General features: G+C 39.5%; 7 protein-coding genes and 1 CRISPR repeat array. All 7 genes read right to left on the reverse strand.

Annotated features, from left to right (window positions below):
• Positions 1–436: 436 nt before the first annotated feature.
• Positions 437–562 carry a hypothetical protein gene (locus CDG56_RS17445; RefSeq protein ID WP_264754477.1) on the reverse strand — a complete coding sequence of 42 codons (126 nt, stop codon included), beginning with the start codon at positions 560–562 and terminating at the stop codon, positions 437–439.
• A gap of 388 nt (positions 563–950) precedes the next feature.
• Positions 951–12,325: a CRISPR direct-repeat array (repeat unit 28 nt; unit sequence TTTCTAAGCTGCCTATACGGCAGTGAAC).
• Positions 12,326–12,456: 131 nt separating this feature from the next.
• Positions 12,457–13,071: a type I-F CRISPR-associated endoribonuclease Cas6/Csy4 gene (gene cas6f, locus CDG56_RS06165; RefSeq protein WP_087547273.1), complete on the reverse strand. Its 615-nt coding sequence runs from the start codon at positions 13,069–13,071 to the stop codon at positions 12,457–12,459.
• 2 nt (positions 13,072–13,073) lie between these two features.
• Entirely contained in the window at positions 13,074–14,096 is a 1,023-nt protein-coding gene (gene csy3, locus CDG56_RS06170; RefSeq protein WP_087547274.1) for a type I-F CRISPR-associated protein Csy3, read from the reverse strand.
• A 28-nt stretch (positions 14,097–14,124) separates the two neighbouring features.
• Positions 14,125–15,114 carry a type I-F CRISPR-associated protein Csy2 gene (csy2, locus tag CDG56_RS06175; RefSeq protein WP_087547275.1) on the reverse strand — a complete coding sequence of 330 codons (990 nt, stop codon included), beginning with the start codon at positions 15,112–15,114 and terminating at the stop codon, positions 14,125–14,127.
• A complete protein-coding gene (locus tag CDG56_RS06180; RefSeq protein ID WP_087547276.1) occupies positions 15,111–16,379 on the reverse strand; it encodes a type I-F CRISPR-associated protein Csy1 in 1,269 nt (422 codons plus the stop codon). The genes csy2 and CDG56_RS06180 overlap by 4 nt, the downstream gene beginning before the upstream one ends.
• A 9-nt stretch (positions 16,380–16,388) precedes the next feature.
• Positions 16,389–19,751: a type I-F CRISPR-associated helicase Cas3f gene (gene cas3f / locus CDG56_RS06185; RefSeq protein WP_087547277.1), complete on the reverse strand. Its 3,363-nt coding sequence runs from the start codon at positions 19,749–19,751 to the stop codon at positions 16,389–16,391.
• Positions 19,748–20,716 carry a type I-F CRISPR-associated endonuclease Cas1f gene (gene cas1f, locus CDG56_RS06190; protein WP_005163444.1) on the reverse strand — a complete coding sequence of 323 codons (969 nt, stop codon included), beginning with the start codon at positions 20,714–20,716 and terminating at the stop codon, positions 19,748–19,750. Before cas1f ends, cas3f begins: the two co-directional genes overlap by 4 nt.
• Positions 20,717–20,718: the final 2 nt, after the last annotated feature.

The following is a 20,718-nucleotide window of genomic DNA, read 5'->3' on the forward strand; positions in this document are numbered from 1 at the left end:
TTGAATGATTTCTTCTTGGTCTACGTGCCATAAAATACTCCATATATTGATGTTTATAACATCATTTGAGGAGCAGAATATCACTTATAGGAGTTGTTCAAATTTACGGATCCATCTCTTAACTATCTATTTTTACTCTGGATAGTCTATAGATATTTCCAAAATGACTGTGAATCTAGACCTAAAGATACAGCTTATATGCATGGAATCTACTTTGAGTTTTGGGAATTTTTTTCTAATTATTATAAAAGTAAGAGTTCTAATTTATTGTTAAAACAATGGCCTAGCGACTTAAAAGAGCTTGCTCAACCCCCTGGATTGAACAAGCTCTAAGTAATTAAAAATTACTTACCTTTAGGTGGATTATTGTCACGTCCACCACCTGATGGATTACCAGTAGTACTTGGCCAACCTGCTGTACTCATAGTTTTCATCCTTATTTCGATTTCGTAGGTTTATGGTTAGGGTTTAATTGATTGATACGATTAATTTGATTCTGTGTATGTTGAATATTATTAGGATTCTTCACTACAGAACGTTGATCATTAGGTTTTTGTGTCATTGTCTTTCCTCTAACTGAAATGAACTAAGTGAGATAAATATATCTTTTTAAAAGCGACCACTATTCCCCTAAAAACAATATTTTTAGATCAAAAAACACTCAGTTGATTTAAATATTGAAATACTTGATGGGTGATAAATTTAACACGGGGGCTGTTATACAAACTTTAAAGCATCCAAGTAAGATAGAAATATTTATTCATTTATTTATAAGGTTTGGTATCCATTAAAATAAGAATACGCAAATATATTAAATAACTTAAAAAATTACCTCATGGATATAACTATATTTGTTATGGACTATTATGAATAAGAACTGATGGTAGATTAGGAATAAGAATAAATGGGCTATTTATATGAGAATATGCAAGCGCGATGGTTTTAATAGCTTTCTAAGCTGCCTATACGGCAGTGAACCAGCTTTGGCAAAGCGAATGATGAATGTGGAATTTCTAAGCTGCCTATACGGCAGTGAACATGTCAGCCAAAGGCACAGGCAGCTTCACTATTTTCTAAGCTGCCTATACGGCAGTGAACTTCACTTCTTAGCACAGTTGGCACATGAAAGCTTTCTAAGCTGCCTATACGGCAGTGAACATCATAGATGCCGTTTTGCGCCAAGAAATTCATTTCTAAGCTGCCTATACGGCAGTGAACTTACACGGGTCGTCGCTTGGGTGAATTGCCAATTTCTAAGCTGCCTATACGGCAGTGAACCGGCATCAATGGAATACGCGCAATTTCAACACTTTCTAAGCTGCCTATACGGCAGTGAACAGCCTGAATCGCTGAATATCAATGACCTGTTTTTTCTAAGCTGCCTATACGGCAGTGAACATGATAATGATGTTTGTAATACATGCCCAGACTTTCTAAGCTGCCTATACGGCAGTGAACGAAATACTTAAAAGGAAATTGTTTTCTTACTTTTTCTAAGCTGCCTATACGGCAGTGAACATGTTGTTAATTCTGCGATTTGTGCTGTTGTCTTTCTAAGCTGCCTATACGGCAGTGAACTTCTCGGTAAAGCTGGTTCATCGAACGTTTAATTTCTAAGCTGCCTATACGGCAGTGAACAAGATAGCGGAAACTTTGAGCAAGCGATGTCGTTTCTAAGCTGCCTATACGGCAGTGAACAGCAATGCCAATAGCTGACAAAATAACGCTTATTTCTAAGCTGCCTATACGGCAGTGAACTAATACGTGGTATCACAACAAAATTGTGACCATTTCTAAGCTGCCTATACGGCAGTGAACTTTTCCCCTCGCTTTCCGATTATTTCCCCTCTTTTCTAAGCTGCCTATACGGCAGTGAACCGCCTATAAACGCTTTTAAATGATCACCGCAATTTCTAAGCTGCCTATACGGCAGTGAACCTCAAGCCCTAAGCGTTGTAATGTCTGCCATATTTCTAAGCTGCCTATACGGCAGTGAACCTCAAGCCCTAAGCGTTGTAATGTCTGCCATATTTCTAAGCTGCCTATACGGCAGTGAACCTCAAGCCCTAAGCGTTGTAATGTCTGCCATATTTCTAAGCTGCCTATACGGCAGTGAACCTTGGCCTAATCTCGATATTAAAAATTCCACATTTCTAAGCTGCCTATACGGCAGTGAACTTTGAGGGGTGAGCGCGCGAATCCCCCAAAAATTTCTAAGCTGCCTATACGGCAGTGAACCTTTAAATACAATGGTTATTATGCCAGTGGCATTTCTAAGCTGCCTATACGGCAGTGAACGTTCCTGTTGCTGTTGGTGCTGGTGCGTTAATTTTCTAAGCTGCCTATACGGCAGTGAACGCATTTAATCCAAATTTGAGAAAGTTCTTCATTTTCTAAGCTGCCTATACGGCAGTGAACAAGTACAAGCAATTTTTGAAGCTATGGGAGTCTTTCTAAGCTGCCTATACGGCAGTGAACTGGCTTGAGGGTCGCATGTTGTTTAAAGCAAATTTCTAAGCTGCCTATACGGCAGTGAACCTCGTCTATCAGACCCTATCAACTCTGTTAAATTTCTAAGCTGCCTATACGGCAGTGAACAGCCCATGCTTGCAACTATTTCTTAAATGAACTTTCTAAGCTGCCTATACGGCAGTGAACGGTGTTATGACTTCTATTAAGCTAGTTAAGGATTTCTAAGCTGCCTATACGGCAGTGAACTATCTTTTCCAGATGGTTTCCCTTTTCTAAATTTTCTAAGCTGCCTATACGGCAGTGAACACCACATGACAACATGTTTACGGGTTTACGGGTTTCTAAGCTGCCTATACGGCAGTGAACACTTTAGGATTCCTAAAGCCCCACTGGATCATTTTCTAAGCTGCCTATACGGCAGTGAACCAAAAACCAAAGCATCAATCATTTCAGGACGATTTCTAAGCTGCCTATACGGCAGTGAACGATCAGGATCTATCACAGGCTTGTTCACTACTTTTCTAAGCTGCCTATACGGCAGTGAACACTATCACAAGTTTACGCTGCTTTACCTGATTTTTCTAAGCTGCCTATACGGCAGTGAACATCAAGTACCAGTGGCATTGGTTAAACAACGTTTTCTAAGCTGCCTATACGGCAGTGAACGTGATGGTACTCTTTATAAAATTTGCTTTACTTTTCTAAGCTGCCTATACGGCAGTGAACAAAGGTTTTAAGTCATTTCCAGTGACTTCTTCTTTCTAAGCTGCCTATACGGCAGTGAACAGTAGCTACTCATGGCAGAAGTCCGCGTACAATTTCTAAGCTGCCTATACGGCAGTGAACGTATAAGTGCCGAAATTGGTGTTCCAACTGGTTTTCTAAGCTGCCTATACGGCAGTGAACTTAGTAATGGGTTGAACGGGTGGGAATCAACTTTTCTAAGCTGCCTATACGGCAGTGAACCGTGTTGGGATACGTTTCGTCGTGAGCTTGTCTTTCTAAGCTGCCTATACGGCAGTGAACTCACAGCCTAGCTTATAACGCTGTTCCGCGCTTTTCTAAGCTGCCTATACGGCAGTGAACCTGATGCTGATTATTTTGTAGTATGTCATGCATTTCTAAGCTGCCTATACGGCAGTGAACTTTGGTGCATTGACCCGTGAAGATGTACTACTTTTCTAAGCTGCCTATACGGCAGTGAACAACCAAAACCTGTTGATCATGAATTTGATCAATTTCTAAGCTGCCTATACGGCAGTGAACGATCATTCGGGTCAGGTTCAGGTTCAGGTTCATTTCTAAGCTGCCTATACGGCAGTGAACTTGCTTACACTGGTGGCGGTGGACAGTTCGGCTTTCTAAGCTGCCTATACGGCAGTGAACTATTTCTATATTGATTGGCGCTTTGATGGCTATTTCTAAGCTGCCTATACGGCAGTGAACAAGGTATCCGTGCTTTCTTCACTGTGCTCATGTTTCTAAGCTGCCTATACGGCAGTGAACTTGTTAGGTCGCACCAACAGCGGTGAGATTATTTTCTAAGCTGCCTATACGGCAGTGAACGAAACATGTTGAGCTTCTTGCGCTTTTAAATCTTTCTAAGCTGCCTATACGGCAGTGAACTCGTACTCTTTGCTGTCTTGGTCATTGATTGTTTTCTAAGCTGCCTATACGGCAGTGAACTCAATACTTCTGTTAGAAACTGTCTTCGCTCATTTCTAAGCTGCCTATACGGCAGTGAACGTAAATCACCAACTGACGCAGAGTTGGCAACATTTCTAAGCTGCCTATACGGCAGTGAACCAGTTCAATTGCAATTGCATAAGGAGTTAATCTTTCTAAGCTGCCTATACGGCAGTGAACCTTCTCTAAAAAGATATTCAGTCAAATCATAATTTCTAAGCTGCCTATACGGCAGTGAACCGAAAGCGATTTTGAAGCATTCATGTGGTACGTTTCTAAGCTGCCTATACGGCAGTGAACCATCCACTGGCGATCTACCACACACAACACACTTTCTAAGCTGCCTATACGGCAGTGAACCCTTTGCCATCAAATCTAAATCGGATTTGAAATTTCTAAGCTGCCTATACGGCAGTGAACAAGCCAGTGATGGGTTTCCCAACAGTATCAGATTTCTAAGCTGCCTATACGGCAGTGAACAAGATAGCGGAAACTTTGAGCAAGCGATGTCGTTTCTAAGCTGCCTATACGGCAGTGAACTGGGTGCTTGGTGGATGGATGACGAAACGCCTTTTTCTAAGCTGCCTATACGGCAGTGAACGTTCTTTAAAGCCGTTTAGCGATGTGCCGAGATTTCTAAGCTGCCTATACGGCAGTGAACAAGGGCAAAGAACAGATTATTGCTGATTGGATTTTCTAAGCTGCCTATACGGCAGTGAACCTTTTCAACAAGACCAAATAATTGGTTTTCTTTTTCTAAGCTGCCTATACGGCAGTGAACTTAGAAGTAACCATGCCGCTTGAAGTTGCACATTTCTAAGCTGCCTATACGGCAGTGAACAAATCAAGCAAGTTGTTGCAGCTTTGCGCGGATTTCTAAGCTGCCTATACGGCAGTGAACAGGTTTGTCAGCCTGTTTTAAGATTTCACGGCTTTCTAAGCTGCCTATACGGCAGTGAACAAATCTTAATTGGCGAGATGGATCAGGCGAATTTTCTAAGCTGCCTATACGGCAGTGAACTGCTTGTGCAATATTCTCCAAAGATCCTTGTGTTTCTAAGCTGCCTATACGGCAGTGAACGTTGCCACCGACTCTACAAGAATCTTTACACATTTCTAAGCTGCCTATACGGCAGTGAACCTGCTCAAAAAACTCTACACGGGTCTGATAACTTTCTAAGCTGCCTATACGGCAGTGAACGTCTCGCAGGAGGAATCCCCGTCCTTTAGGTCTTTCTAAGCTGCCTATACGGCAGTGAACATGACTGAGATTCAACAAACAAACATTGCTGCTTTCTAAGCTGCCTATACGGCAGTGAACTAATCATGCTTATCGTACGTTCTCCAAATTACTTTCTAAGCTGCCTATACGGCAGTGAACTGGGGCTTCTAAAACCAATTATTGATGACATATTTCTAAGCTGCCTATACGGCAGTGAACATGCAAATCAAGAAACACCAAAAATTGCTGTTTTTCTAAGCTGCCTATACGGCAGTGAACTATAACTAGCTAAGTTAGCTCTTTCTTTATGTTTTCTAAGCTGCCTATACGGCAGTGAACATCTGGCAGGGCATTACTCGCACATGGCACAATTTCTAAGCTGCCTATACGGCAGTGAACTCGTGATGGTGGTCGTGATGATGCGCTTTCTTTTTCTAAGCTGCCTATACGGCAGTGAACTTGTTAGGTCGCACCAACAGCGGTGAGATTATTTTCTAAGCTGCCTATACGGCAGTGAACCTATGTCAAAGGTGTCAGTAGTGATTGGTGCATTTCTAAGCTGCCTATACGGCAGTGAACTTTTGCTTCAAATGTCGTGGCTTGATGGTCACTTTCTAAGCTGCCTATACGGCAGTGAACAGCTGGGAGAGATGATCTCAGTCGGTGGTGGCTTTCTAAGCTGCCTATACGGCAGTGAACGAAGTCGTACATTTTAACCAAGGTATCAACATTTTCTAAGCTGCCTATACGGCAGTGAACTGCCAAATCGCCCTCTTGCAGTCCATACTCACTTTCTAAGCTGCCTATACGGCAGTGAACTAAGACCCTTAACACTTGCAGCAAAACTGAAATTTCTAAGCTGCCTATACGGCAGTGAACTTAACCATTGGGTATGGACCTATGACCCGCGCTTTCTAAGCTGCCTATACGGCAGTGAACAAAGATTGATGATTCAGCGTTTAGAAGAACAATTTCTAAGCTGCCTATACGGCAGTGAACAACCAGTATCAGCCGATTATCTGTCGTTACGATTTCTAAGCTGCCTATACGGCAGTGAACTTGGCAGGTCCTCATTGGATGTTATTCCTTTTCTTTCTAAGCTGCCTATACGGCAGTGAACCAATATTTTATCCGTGAGTATGGACTGCAAGATTTCTAAGCTGCCTATACGGCAGTGAACGTGCTAGTTAAGTCTAAAAAAGCTCATCGAAATTTCTAAGCTGCCTATACGGCAGTGAACCAGAACGCAATATTGAAGATGCAATTGATAATTTTCTAAGCTGCCTATACGGCAGTGAACAGGATAAGCCTTTTAATCTAGTTTTGAATGCTTTTCTAAGCTGCCTATACGGCAGTGAACTATCAGCTAGTAGTTTTTCAATCTGCACTTGCTTTCTAAGCTGCCTATACGGCAGTGAACCCATCTTCGATTCGGGGATCAGCCTAGCCAGTTTTCTAAGCTGCCTATACGGCAGTGAACTGCCTTGGATTGCAGAAGCACGCAAGCACATCTTTCTAAGCTGCCTATACGGCAGTGAACTAAAGCGGTCAATTGTAGCGAATCGTGATGGTTTTCTAAGCTGCCTATACGGCAGTGAACACAAACATTGCTGCGGCTAACTTCATCATTGGTTTCTAAGCTGCCTATACGGCAGTGAACACACGTGGCAACATTACTCAAGCTGCAATGTTTTTCTAAGCTGCCTATACGGCAGTGAACGGTTTTAAGATTGAAGCCGCAGAAAAAGGTGCTTTCTAAGCTGCCTATACGGCAGTGAACTTTTGTATGTCGAACATGAAGTTAATCAGGTCTTTCTAAGCTGCCTATACGGCAGTGAACGCATCATGGTTTTACTCATTTCAATACTTGATTTTCTAAGCTGCCTATACGGCAGTGAACCAATAATGAATATGATTTCAATCCAAAAGATTTTTCTAAGCTGCCTATACGGCAGTGAACATGACATTAAATCACTGGCTGAAAGTAAGGCATTTCTAAGCTGCCTATACGGCAGTGAACTTCTAGTTTTTTCACCATTTTTGTGATTTTCATTTCTAAGCTGCCTATACGGCAGTGAACCTTGATATTCAGGTTCACTTAACGCTCCTTCATTTCTAAGCTGCCTATACGGCAGTGAACTGGACAATATTCTGAAATTACAGAGCAAATCCTTTCTAAGCTGCCTATACGGCAGTGAACTTGCGTGATGCTCTAAGTGGCGGAACAGCTCAATTTCTAAGCTGCCTATACGGCAGTGAACAGATCAAGCACTGCCATACATGACGATTAGGTCTTTCTAAGCTGCCTATACGGCAGTGAACAAAAAAATATTTTGGATAGCTATGCCGTTTTATTTCTAAGCTGCCTATACGGCAGTGAACTTTTTCGTATTGCTAAACAGATCAAATATGCATTTCTAAGCTGCCTATACGGCAGTGAACTAATACCAATGCGCCACAGCTTACAAATAGCTTTTCTAAGCTGCCTATACGGCAGTGAACTGATATTTGGCGCTTGAATATTGGGTGTAGATTTTCTAAGCTGCCTATACGGCAGTGAACTACAATCACAGCATCATTGCCGTCTCTAGGGTTTTCTAAGCTGCCTATACGGCAGTGAACCAAAGGATATAGGAACGGCTGAAATAATCATTTTTCTAAGCTGCCTATACGGCAGTGAACTATTGGATTGATTTCCACCCAAGCACACTAGCTTTCTAAGCTGCCTATACGGCAGTGAACTACCAGTGTTGTTCGTTTCAATTGAAATGTCATTTCTAAGCTGCCTATACGGCAGTGAACGAAAACGTATATGTAGAGAAGTTCTATAAGCATTTTCTAAGCTGCCTATACGGCAGTGAACCTGTTAAAACTGTTTCACCAAGCTCCCCTGAATTTCTAAGCTGCCTATACGGCAGTGAACCTGCTACAAAGATACGGTTTGTGCTGTAGTACTTTCTAAGCTGCCTATACGGCAGTGAACGCATGACCATTAAGCAAGCGTTTCCATTCACATTTCTAAGCTGCCTATACGGCAGTGAACTTTATGCCGACTTTACAGGTAAGTTTTCAAGCTTTCTAAGCTGCCTATACGGCAGTGAACTATCAGTGTCAGTTTGTTGCAAATTCTATGCATTTCTAAGCTGCCTATACGGCAGTGAACTATGCAGGATTGATCATCGAACTATCTTTTAATTTCTAAGCTGCCTATACGGCAGTGAACGCTTGTAGTTTTGAGACCTATATCAAGATCATTTTCTAAGCTGCCTATACGGCAGTGAACACACAACAGTTTAGTTGGTCGCGATTTTGATGTTTCTAAGCTGCCTATACGGCAGTGAACCTCACATCAAACAGGGCTTCCCACTCACATGATTTCTAAGCTGCCTATACGGCAGTGAACTTTATGGTGCAAATATGGGTGTTTAATATTAATTTCTAAGCTGCCTATACGGCAGTGAACAGGCTTGTCCAACTGCTTTAAGATTTCACGGCTTTCTAAGCTGCCTATACGGCAGTGAACGCATCACTACGGAGCCGAGCCATCGCTTCACATTTCTAAGCTGCCTATACGGCAGTGAACTTATACGTTCCATTTCAAAGAATACTTGTTCTTTTCTAAGCTGCCTATACGGCAGTGAACTGTGAACCCGACACAGCCTTAACAACAGATCGTTTCTAAGCTGCCTATACGGCAGTGAACCTAATATAGCTAAATCGCCCTTTTTTGATATATTTCTAAGCTGCCTATACGGCAGTGAACAACTTAAATGCTTCGCTATGACCAATGTGGTGTTTCTAAGCTGCCTATACGGCAGTGAACGATAATGTTGAATCTGGTGTCACATGGGTGACTTTCTAAGCTGCCTATACGGCAGTGAACTGTGTAATAGTGCCTAAAGTCTCAATGCCACATTTCTAAGCTGCCTATACGGCAGTGAACCTGTGAAATTGTTGCTTGTGATGTTGTGACATTTTCTAAGCTGCCTATACGGCAGTGAACGATCTGGGAATTTGGCGAAGCTATGACAACTTTTTCTAAGCTGCCTATACGGCAGTGAACTACGGGAGATCGGCGTCTTGTGGACGTGTATCTTTCTAAGCTGCCTATACGGCAGTGAACTTCGTATAATCTCAGGTACTTGCCTGAATCACTTTCTAAGCTGCCTATACGGCAGTGAACAGAAATGTACACCTGATCAAGAATTTATTGATTTTCTAAGCTGCCTATACGGCAGTGAACATTGTGTAGACCAAATAATAATTTTTTTATCTTTTCTAAGCTGCCTATACGGCAGTGAACATTTTGCTAAAGGCTTACTGAGATTTGAGACATTTCTAAGCTGCCTATACGGCAGTGAACGTTTCAAGACGAATGTCAGTCAACTTGTAGTTTTTCTAAGCTGCCTATACGGCAGTGAACTTCCATGTACATCAGGCAACTGCTCATCTCAATTTCTAAGCTGCCTATACGGCAGTGAACTTTATCAGCCTGATCTATTGCTATGGCAAGTGTTTCTAAGCTGCCTATACGGCAGTGAACTGTTTTAAATACCAAGCCACATCTCTAGCTAATTTCTAAGCTGCCTATACGGCAGTGAACCAGATGTGGTTTGACCAAATAGCAATGTATAATTTCTAAGCTGCCTATACGGCAGTGAACCAAACACAGTTTGTTATCCCGAAAGTGGTACGGTTTCTAAGCTGCCTATACGGCAGTGAACGTTACGTACTGTTGAAATTAGACGCTTGCAATTTTCTAAGCTGCCTATACGGCAGTGAACTTAATCGCGCTAAAGAGACAATGGAGCGATTTTTTCTAAGCTGCCTATACGGCAGTGAACTTTATCATTATGGTGAGAGTTGGAGAAGATCATTTCTAAGCTGCCTATACGGCAGTGAACTAAACACTAAGTTTCTCTATGCTCTCTTTGGATTTCTAAGCTGCCTATACGGCAGTGAACGTCCAGTGGGCTATACAAGAGGCTCTCTTAACTTTCTAAGCTGCCTATACGGCAGTGAACTCATTGTATATAAGGTTTTTCCAGTTCTTATGTTTCTAAGCTGCCTATACGGCAGTGAACAACTGATCTGTTGTTTGTCTGTTTGATTAAATTTTCTAAGCTGCCTATACGGCAGTGAACGTTTCAGCAGCAATCACCATCAAAACCGCATTTTTCTAAGCTGCCTATACGGCAGTGAACTCAGATTGGCTCTGCATTACCAAGAGATACATTTTCTAAGCTGCCTATACGGCAGTGAACCCCAATAACAGCCATACCAAATAGATCATCTATTTCTAAGCTGCCTATACGGCAGTGAACGCATTGGTAAAAGTTAAATCAACTACCTAATATTTCTAAGCTGCCTATACGGCAGTGAACAAATCAAAGACATTCGAGTCTTTTCAGAAGATTTTCTAAGCTGCCTATACGGCAGTGAACTTTGAACTGGATTGGTGAAAAGCCAATGGAATTTTCTAAGCTGCCTATACGGCAGTGAACTCTGTGCATCATCTTCCGAAACACCGAAAATTTTTCTAAGCTGCCTATACGGCAGTGAACCACAAAGCGCATCAACAATGGCTTGAAACGTATTTCTAAGCTGCCTATACGGCAGTGAACACTGCATTAGCGCCTGCTGACTTCAACGAAACTTTCTAAGCTGCCTATACGGCAGTGAACGAATTGCACTATGGATGATGACAACATTCGCATTTCTAAGCTGCCTATACGGCAGTGAACCATTGAATGCTGCAAGAGCTTCGGGTGAGCTTTTTCTAAGCTGCCTATACGGCAGTGAACTTTTAGAGCGTTTTGGTACACCGATTTTAAAATTTCTAAGCTGCCTATACGGCAGTGAACATCCCTACTCTCACCATTCTTTGTATCTTCAATTTCTAAGCTGCCTATACGGCAGTGAACGGTCTGCACTCTGAACAGTGGCAATAAATTCATTTCTAAGCTGCCTATACGGCAGTGAACAAGAAGAATCAGAGTTCAACATGGCATTCCAGTTTCTAAGCTGCCTATACGGCAGTGAACATTCAATACGATGCCCTGCTGCGATTTCTTCGTTTCTAAGCTGCCTATACGGCAGTGAACACACCTCCTACTTCCTGCAAACTTGCTAAATATTTCTAAGCTGCCTATACGGCAGTGAACTGTTCTAAGTGTCGGCTTTTTCATGACGTTACTTTCTAAGCTGCCTATACGGCAGTGAACAAAAAAGTACTTTCAGCAGTTGTGTCTTTTACTTTCTAAGCTGCCTATACGGCAGTGAACCCCAACAAACATAGTCTTTTACAAATTTTGGCTTTCTAAGCTGCCTATACGGCAGTGAACTTGCATTGCAGTCGGTGGGCGCATTTCTACCATTTCTAAGCTGCCTATACGGCAGTGAACTTGTAGGGGCGATTCTTGCTCTTGTGTTAAGCGTTTCTAAGCTGCCTATACGGCAGTGAACTGACATGGTGAAGACAACCACTCTAAATGACTTTTCTAAGCTGCCTATACGGCAGTGAACACTTAAACAATATGCGAGCTTTAGCAATGGAATTTCTAAGCTGCCTATACGGCAGTGAACCTGATGACGGACAAATAGGTTTAAACTGGATCTTTCTAAGCTGCCTATACGGCAGTGAACTTGTTAAAGGTACGTTTAAAGGCATCCATCAATTTCTAAGCTGCCTATACGGCAGTGAACTCATTGATTGTGGTAACTGAAGCTGTGCCTGCTTTCTAAGCTGCCTATACGGCAGTGAACTTTGTCATTGATTGCAAAATATTCAAGATAAGTTTCTAAGCTGCCTATACGGCAGTGAACGACGCTTGCATAGTGACGCAGGCACCGTGATTTTTCTAAGCTGCCTATACGGCAGTGAACTTTACGATTGCTCAGCTCGCAGTGTTGGTCCTTTTCTAAGCTGCCTATACGGCAGTGAACAATAGTTTTAACATAAAAAATAAAGCTATAACAGCAAGTTATGCTTAAAATCCTATAAAAGACCCAAGTATTAACTTACTATTATAACTTATTGATTTTATTAAGCTGTTAAAGAGTGAAAAAATATTGGGTTAAAATTCGGGTACGGATGATACTGAACTTAATCCATAAGTACTAAAAACCTGAGTTTTGGTTTTTTCAGCAGGTTGCTTTTCGATAAACAATTTAAAACGTTTTTCACTTTGCTGATCTGAAGTGCTCAGACTTTTCATTTCGATATATGGAAAGTTCGTTGTGGTAACTACATTGCTATATCTTGCTAATGCCTCATCAAAGCCAATATCTCCACGTTTAATACGATGCCGTGCCAAACGCTGGGCATTGGTTTTCACTTGCTTACGCTTGTAAATGGCATAGCCTTTAATATCGCTAGGTACTTCACGAATTGATGTAATATGCACATAATCTTCTAAACGTTCCAGCCATTTTCGAATATCTAATTTTTTTAAATCAGCTTCAGACTCAGCAAATAAACGAAGTTTGTTACCTAGATTGATCCTAGCTTTTTGGTTTTCTACTTTTTCCTCAAAAATATATTGAGGGAAAGAAGCACCAATTCCCACCTTATCTGAATCATCCTTTATTTCAGCCAATGCGATATGTACTTGTGTATACAGCTTTGACCAAATGAAATATGGGGAAATTTCAGCCTGATCAATCAAGGTAATTTCCTGATAAAATTTCATAATCAGTCATTTCCACCAAAGACGCCACCACGGATTAAATTTGCAACCACAAAATGTTGATCATCTTTAGAGATCTCTTCATTTTCTAGCCAGTTAATAAGTAGAGTATAGAAATCTGTTTTACTGATTCGATATGCTTGACCACGGTTTGGTACTGAGCCATATGGTTCAACTGCAATAGGTGCTTTTATTGAATCACTATTTTCTACTGTGTACCAATCGTCAATCGTTCGAATAGCATTACCAATTTTTTCAGAGTGGATACCGGCACACATACCTTGATTCGTTTTAATCTGATATAAATATTTAGACTTTTGGCCTTTTGGTGGTTTATCTACAAATTCTTGTGATGGAAATATATGTTGCCCTTCACCAACTTTAGCAAATGCCGTCACCTCTAATAATAAATAATTATCTTCACTAAAGCTTTTAGCAACTAGCTCTGCAATTTCCATCGCTTGTTTATCTTCTAGCTCATCAAAATTATTTAATGAATGCTGATAAGCATTTTCAAAGTTCCAAATCTGATTAGTGTCTGTATTTCTAATTTGTAAAGCAATATTTTCTGCACCCAAACGATTTCGCCATAAGAATCGAGCATTGATCAAGTTTTGAACATAGCGTTTTGCTAATGTTAAAAATCCAATGTCTTGCTGATATGTTGCAAATTTTTCTTTTAATTTAATCTCAAAATCTGGACGATTATGCGTAGTAGGTTCAGCAATATTTCCTAAGAATTTCACTGTAAAGAAAACTTTTAAAGTATCCGCTTCAAATGGTAGACGCGCATCATCTCCCCATACTAAATTTGGGTCAGTTTTCTCGGCATCATCTACGCCATATTGGCTTTTTGTACCTCTATTACGCTTTTCATGTAGATCGATATTTTTCCATGCTGTTGAATTAGCGCGCTCTGACCATAAGCCTGACTGCATTAAGGCATCCGAAGGTTCAATTTTACGATTAAATGCGAGTACGCTTGGTACTTTCGCGCTATCAGTTGCTACTTTAGGTTTCTTCGCCATGTTATTTTTTCCTTTTTAGTTTGAAAGATTAATTGAAATCAAAGTTAAATGAACCATCATCTAAGGCTGGTTGTGGTTGTTCAATAGGTTCTATATTTGCTTGAAAATTTTGCTTCTGTTGGCATAAATACCATTCGTCTTCTATGTGATATCTCCAAATCAAATCAGATAAGTTCTGTATTCGGTGTGTACTACGCCATTCACCAATACTATGTACAGATTCAACAAATCGGAAGGGATATCGTGGATCACGATGGTGTTCAACTTCTTGCCCCTCATACAATGGACTAATCCCTTTAAAACCAATCATCAAGGGTACAAACCAACCTCTAGGATTGGGTTTATCTTTACGTACCCATTGCACAGTACTTTGATCTTCATCAATTTTAGATTCTGCTTTATAGGCAAAAAAATCTGTCCATAAATCGAATAAATCAGAATTTGGATCATCTATTTTTGATTGTTCCACATGCTTTTCTAAGGTGGATGTCGCATCAAGTAATACAAAGCTAGGTAAGAGCTTTCTTTTTAATTTGTTGAGATCTGATTCTTCAGTCCAAAAGCTAATATTTTTAATATTCGTAATACTTCCACCGACTAAACGTGCTTGATATACCCATTTTTTTAAAGATTTTTGATAAAGTTTTTTTTGTTCATCTACACCTGACAACACCTGTTTACATTGTAATAGTAAGGAAATTGTTAAATCCATTTTCCCTTCTTCAATAATAGGTGGTGTTTTATTGGCTTCTGCACGATATTTTTGCCCTTGTAATGTCACAGGCGGGCGTTTACTTTGAATAAATCGAACATCATATTGTTCATTGGTATGCAAGGTAAAATCATGACTAAAAATCGCACAACCTACAATTTCTATGCCAAACTCAGCATTAAATTTACGGGAGATCGCATGAGTAAAGCCTAAAAAACCTGTGATTGCTGGAAAACCATAGGTAAATCCCGCAATACAATTTGCATCTTCCACGCTAACTTTTTCTAATAAAATATATGAGGTCATTCAATTGACTCCACTGTTAATACTGCATGAAAATCTTTAAAAACAGGATGTAGTGCATTAAACCAAATTGCTTTTAATTCTCTATGCTCATATTTCTCACCCATATTTTTATTGATCCACTTCGAAACTTGTTCTGTAAATTCATCAATAAATGCTTTATTTTCCTGTTGCTTACTTTCAATTGGATCTAAAAACGCACGTAAATAAGGTTCAATTTCTAGATCATTTGCCCAACCTTTGGCATAACTTTGCTGAATCCATAAAATTTGATGAATCACTTCATCTGCGATTGATTCGAGTAATTCTGTTAAAACATTTCTTCGATTTAAATTAATGCTCAGATTCTCTTTTTTCATGACATAGAATAATCTTTTAATTTCTTTGAATATTTCTACACTATGAGTTGTGCGACAACGTGCTAAAAAGTTTTCCATATTCGGAGGTGGTAAAGCATCTTTTCTCCACTGTGGCGGATTTGCTTGGAAAAAATATAAGCCTCCCCGACGTGTTCCATTTAATTTAGACGCATTTTGATGATTACTTTTCGTCACACTTAAAAAAGCAGTTTTAGGAAAAAATGTATAAACACCTTCATAGCTTAGATTTTGTTTTCTCGCTTGATTAACAGGCGTATCCTTAGAACGACTATATGTGATTTTTTCAAAAATTTTATGTGCCAAAGCACTCGATTTAACAGGCGAAATGACATGATAATGATCATCTACTGGAATATAGACTTGTTTGGCTAAGACGTGACTATTTAACTTTTTTGCCACATAGGCTTCTGAAATTTGCATTTGCCATTGTTTTCGAACATCGGCATTGTCTGATATTTTACTAAAATAAATTTCATCTTCCGCTAGAAATTGCCCTAAGTTTTTGTCTAAATCAATAACGTTAAAGCTTAAGAATTCGGCAACAGGTGCATAACTCGCATCAGTATAAGCACTGTCTGATTCATTTACATTTGCTGTTTGTGTCGTCAGTAAATAATGATATTTTTGTTGTGGAATCAAATCGATTAAATTAATGGCTTTATTACTAGAATGAGTGAGTTTTGCTACATGGCTGACATTCAAACTCACTTTACTCGCATTTTCAGCAATATAAGTTATCCATGATACAATTTCATGATCGCTGTGGATCTTAGATAATTGCTCATCGGTAAAAGCCTCTTTCAGTTTTTTTCGCTCAGCTTCTACTTTTTTATCTATACGTTGCCTTAAAAAGCTTTCGATACTGGCATGTATCACATCAACATTCATTATAATCTCCTATAATTTTTTATCTAAGAACACGCCTAAAAAAGGGTGATAGTAATATTGAATATTTTTATCATCCAACAGAGATACTTCCCCATAATTTAAAACAACTTGCCTTTGTGAACTTTCTAAAATTTCTTCAATATCATGATAACGTTGATTTTCATCTGTACTAAACCACATTTGACTGTTTGGATGAAAACTTAAATTTTTATAGCTCCGAATCTCATCAACCATAGAAAATGTATAATTTTTTTCATCGTAACTATACCACTGCATTTTTCCTGTGCTAGTAGGTATAAGATAAAGACTTTTTTCAGCTTGAGATTTTCGAAATGGCTGACGTCGTTGTAACTCCCCGCTCCAAGAGAGTGAATTACACCACCATAAACGTGCGTTATTATCTTCTTCACGTGCACCCAATAACGTCATGGCATAGGCCGTTTGTTCCAGTGTTACTAAGTCGTTAAAAATAGGTAGCTCTGTTCTTGTGGGTGGTTTAATAAAATAAATACTTGGAATAGCATTGATATATTGATATTGCTCTATTGTCAGTAAATTTCGTATTTCTTTATTCTCACTTAAATGACGACCACTTTTATAATTTCCTTCAAAACCAGGTTTAGTAAATGCTACCGTTTGCTTTTGTAAAGCACGAATGTTTTGATTCAAAATAAATAAGTTTTCCTTATTCACATTTTGTTTTCGATGTCTTTGAATACGCCCTGCTAACTGTACCAAAGATCGCATAGAACTCGGCTCAGCAATTGCCCAATCATAGTCATGATCTCGTCCAACCTCACAGACAGATGTCGCCAATACGATAAAAATATGTTTTTTAATTTTTGGATATTTATGGATTGCATTAGAAATTTCTGGTTGCATCCAAATTTTATCTGCTCTTTTTCGATTTAAAATTCGATCTAGTTTTTCTTCAATAAAAGAACGCTGTGCTAAGGTGAATTTACTATGATAAATACAGTAATGAAGCATCGTTTGTTCATCAATATGCTGAGTCAGCAAATTTTGAGCAACCTGAACAAGAGGATTAATATTCGCAAAGCGAATCACACCTAAAGAAATTTCCACACCGTTTTCACTTGTCTGATGATGATGTGTATGTGCTTCAGCAATCCCTTTTAATAAAGTATTGACTACTTTTTCTTGAATATTTAGGCCTTCTTGAATCTCTAATATTTTGGCTTTTCTTAATCTATTTTCATCTGCTTTGAGTTTTTTAATACGCTCATTCACATAGAGAGTATGATGCTTACAGAATTCAGGAATAGTTGAACTTTCTAGCTCTTTTACTGCAAACTCATCAAACCAAGCACATACAATCGGCTTTTGTTGTTGATGACCTAACATGGCTTGTTGATATTTTTGTCGACCTAAAGCATAGGATTCATATAAAGCAAAAGCCATAGCAGGAGGAATGGTCGCACTAGATAATAAGACTTTAGCACCTAACATCCCTGCCCAATTGACCAAGCGCGAAAGTGCAGGTAAATCATCTAGTCCAAACTCATCAGGTTCATCTAAAATTAAATCTGAGCTGAGTAATCGTAAAATGGGGGCAATTTGTCGCCCACCTCTTAAGCTTTCTGTCGCTGGGATTAAATAATCGATTGTGCTGACCAAAATTGGGGCATGTAATAATTTTTGAATTTTAGGGTCTTTCCCAAACCATGTTTTTAATAAGCTATCTGCATCTATATCAGGATAATCCACATCAAAGCTGTCTTCGGTATCTTCTAGGCTTTCACTGCCACGCATAGCAAATTCATTTTTTTCTAAATCGGCTAATAATTGCTTTTGTTGTTGAGCATCTTTATCTTGTTGAAAAGCCTTTTGTAGGCGTTGTATCGCACTTGAACCAATAATGGTCGCAATATCACTGTCATCTAACTTCAAGTTTTGCTTTAGGGCATCTCCTGTTTGTGTTGTTAATGTACGAAGACCTAAAGCAATACTAAAGCGGGTGCCTTTTTCGATATCAGATAAAGCGTACATGATACGGGCATTGGCAATCGTTTTGCCCTTTCCTGTACTTGCCATATTAATACCAAAGAAACCACATTCATTACTACGAATATTCAGTTTTTTGCATAGCTTAACGGCTTTATCTTGCCACTCACTCAACTGGGGATCTGAATTTGAAAATCCTCGATCCAATATTCGATTCACCCCCAATTCAGGGAGTTCAGCAATAAACTGTGGAAGTTTACGACTGTAAATATAAGCATAAAAACTAACTGCTAAATTATGTTCATCTAATTTTTGTTTTAATTTTTGTTCATTATCTGTATTGGCATATGCCTGATAAGTTTGATCTTGTAGTTCAACTCTCGCATTTTGTGCTGAATACCAATGATCGGTCATCATTAACATTAAACGTGATAAATGCATGGTTAAAGGATCATCTAACCAGTTCAATTGTTGAATTTGAGCAATTTGATTACAACCTCTTTTTGAAAGTAATTGTGCTTTTAACCGCCACTCTTGGCTACGTACAGGTAAACCATGACTAAACATCCAGTTTTTTTCTATTTCTGTTGCAGTCCAGTCATATTTAATGCAATTCGGCGAATTCCATTTCACATCACATTCAGATAGCCAATATTGGCTTAAATTTTCAAATTTTGATAAACCTGACTTATGGATATTTAAGACAGGTGGGCTATTTTCAAAAAAAGGATAAATAGGTAAACGATGATGACTGAGTATCAGCCATGCAACTAATTGTGCAAATTGTGGTAAATAAGCAAATGTATCTCCGAGTTTTGGTCTTGAACGCATTTCCGATAATTTTTCAAGCCATCTACATTCATCAGAAGCCTGTAAATTCCCTAATTGGGTAAGCCACTGTTGATCACTTTGATCTACAATAAAAGCTTCAAATATTTTTAGTGAAATCCATTCGTGTCGGTATGGTTCATAACCCTTTTCAGTTTTAATTTCAGGGTTTAACTTGGCTTGAAATAAATCATTTGCTTTGCCAAAATCATGAAATAAACCTGCGATTCCTGATGCAATTGCAACCAATTCCAAATTTTGCCATAAATGCGATGATTTCCAAGGGTTTAGACTTTTCTGCGTCGTATTAACTGGCACCACACCCTCACGATTAAACTTATTCCGATTCCCCACAATCCACAGCAACTCACTTCTACGTCTACCCCGAATCCAATGACAACTGACCGCAGTACTTTTGGTCACGGTTTTACGCAGCAATTTTTTAACTGCAATTAAACCTTCCTCAGTAATCACTGTCTGCCAGGTGTTATCACCAATTCGGTCTGCAAAGGCATCTAATACCCGACGCGTTCGTGGAATGGCTTTCTTTTCGCACTGGCTAATAAAGGTCACAATCATAATGTTTCTCCATCTACATCATGATTTTTACAAGCTTGTGCTTTGACTTGATCAAACATAAAGTCCAGACATTTATGCTCGGTAAATTTCTGCAAAATCTGCTGTCTAAATTCTTGTTCAGTCATTTTTTCTTTGGCGCAAATAAAGGCATAAGGCAAAACCACAGCATCCTTAATTAAATCTGCCACATCAAACACTAAAGCCCCTCGACGCGTCTTGCCATGCATGACTGCAAAACCGTGTGGAATTCCAAGTACCCAAAGTGTTGTCGCTGCTAAACCATAAGCCAGATAATTGCCATGATTTAAAAAATCATTGGCTAAATCACCTTGTTCAGGATTGCGACTAAAATCCTTTAAACCTGTACGAGTCGCTGCAATTTTATAAAGTTGTTTTGTGGTTGCAGCTTCTGCAAGTAGTAAGTCTCCGACTTTAGTTTGTTGTGAAATTCTTGCTGCATAACCCGTTAAAGCCTGTTGAATATCTAAATCATCCACATGAAAGGTATATTCTTTTAAATCTCGGTCTTTCGACCAAATCTTCTGAATATATTCAACTCGTGCCAATTGAAAATGTTTAGCAACATCTAAGCGTTTAGCTTCATCAAACCAAAATTGCATCCAACCTTGCATATACTCAGTTGGACGGTATTCACTTTGTGGTGTCATCCATTCAATTTCACAGCCCATAAACAAAGGCGTGCCACCTCCACCAGCAAAACCAACCAGAACACCTGCACTTGCGAGCATGCGCATCGCTGCTTGAGTAATTGATGTGCCTGTACCCAATAGAATCACTGTGGTATTGGCAATAGGAATATTCCAATATTGATTTTCGTTTTTAGCCTCGGTCAGATAAAGAACTCGACCATCTTTCTGCATCACACGGCAATGTTCAAGATAGTACAAATTGGCACGTTTCGAATGTAATATTGCTTTTAGATCTGATGGATTAAGCTGTTCCATTC

The organism is Acinetobacter sp. WCHA39 (genome assembly GCF_002165385.1).
Lineage (GTDB): Bacteria > Pseudomonadota > Gammaproteobacteria > Pseudomonadales > Moraxellaceae > Acinetobacter.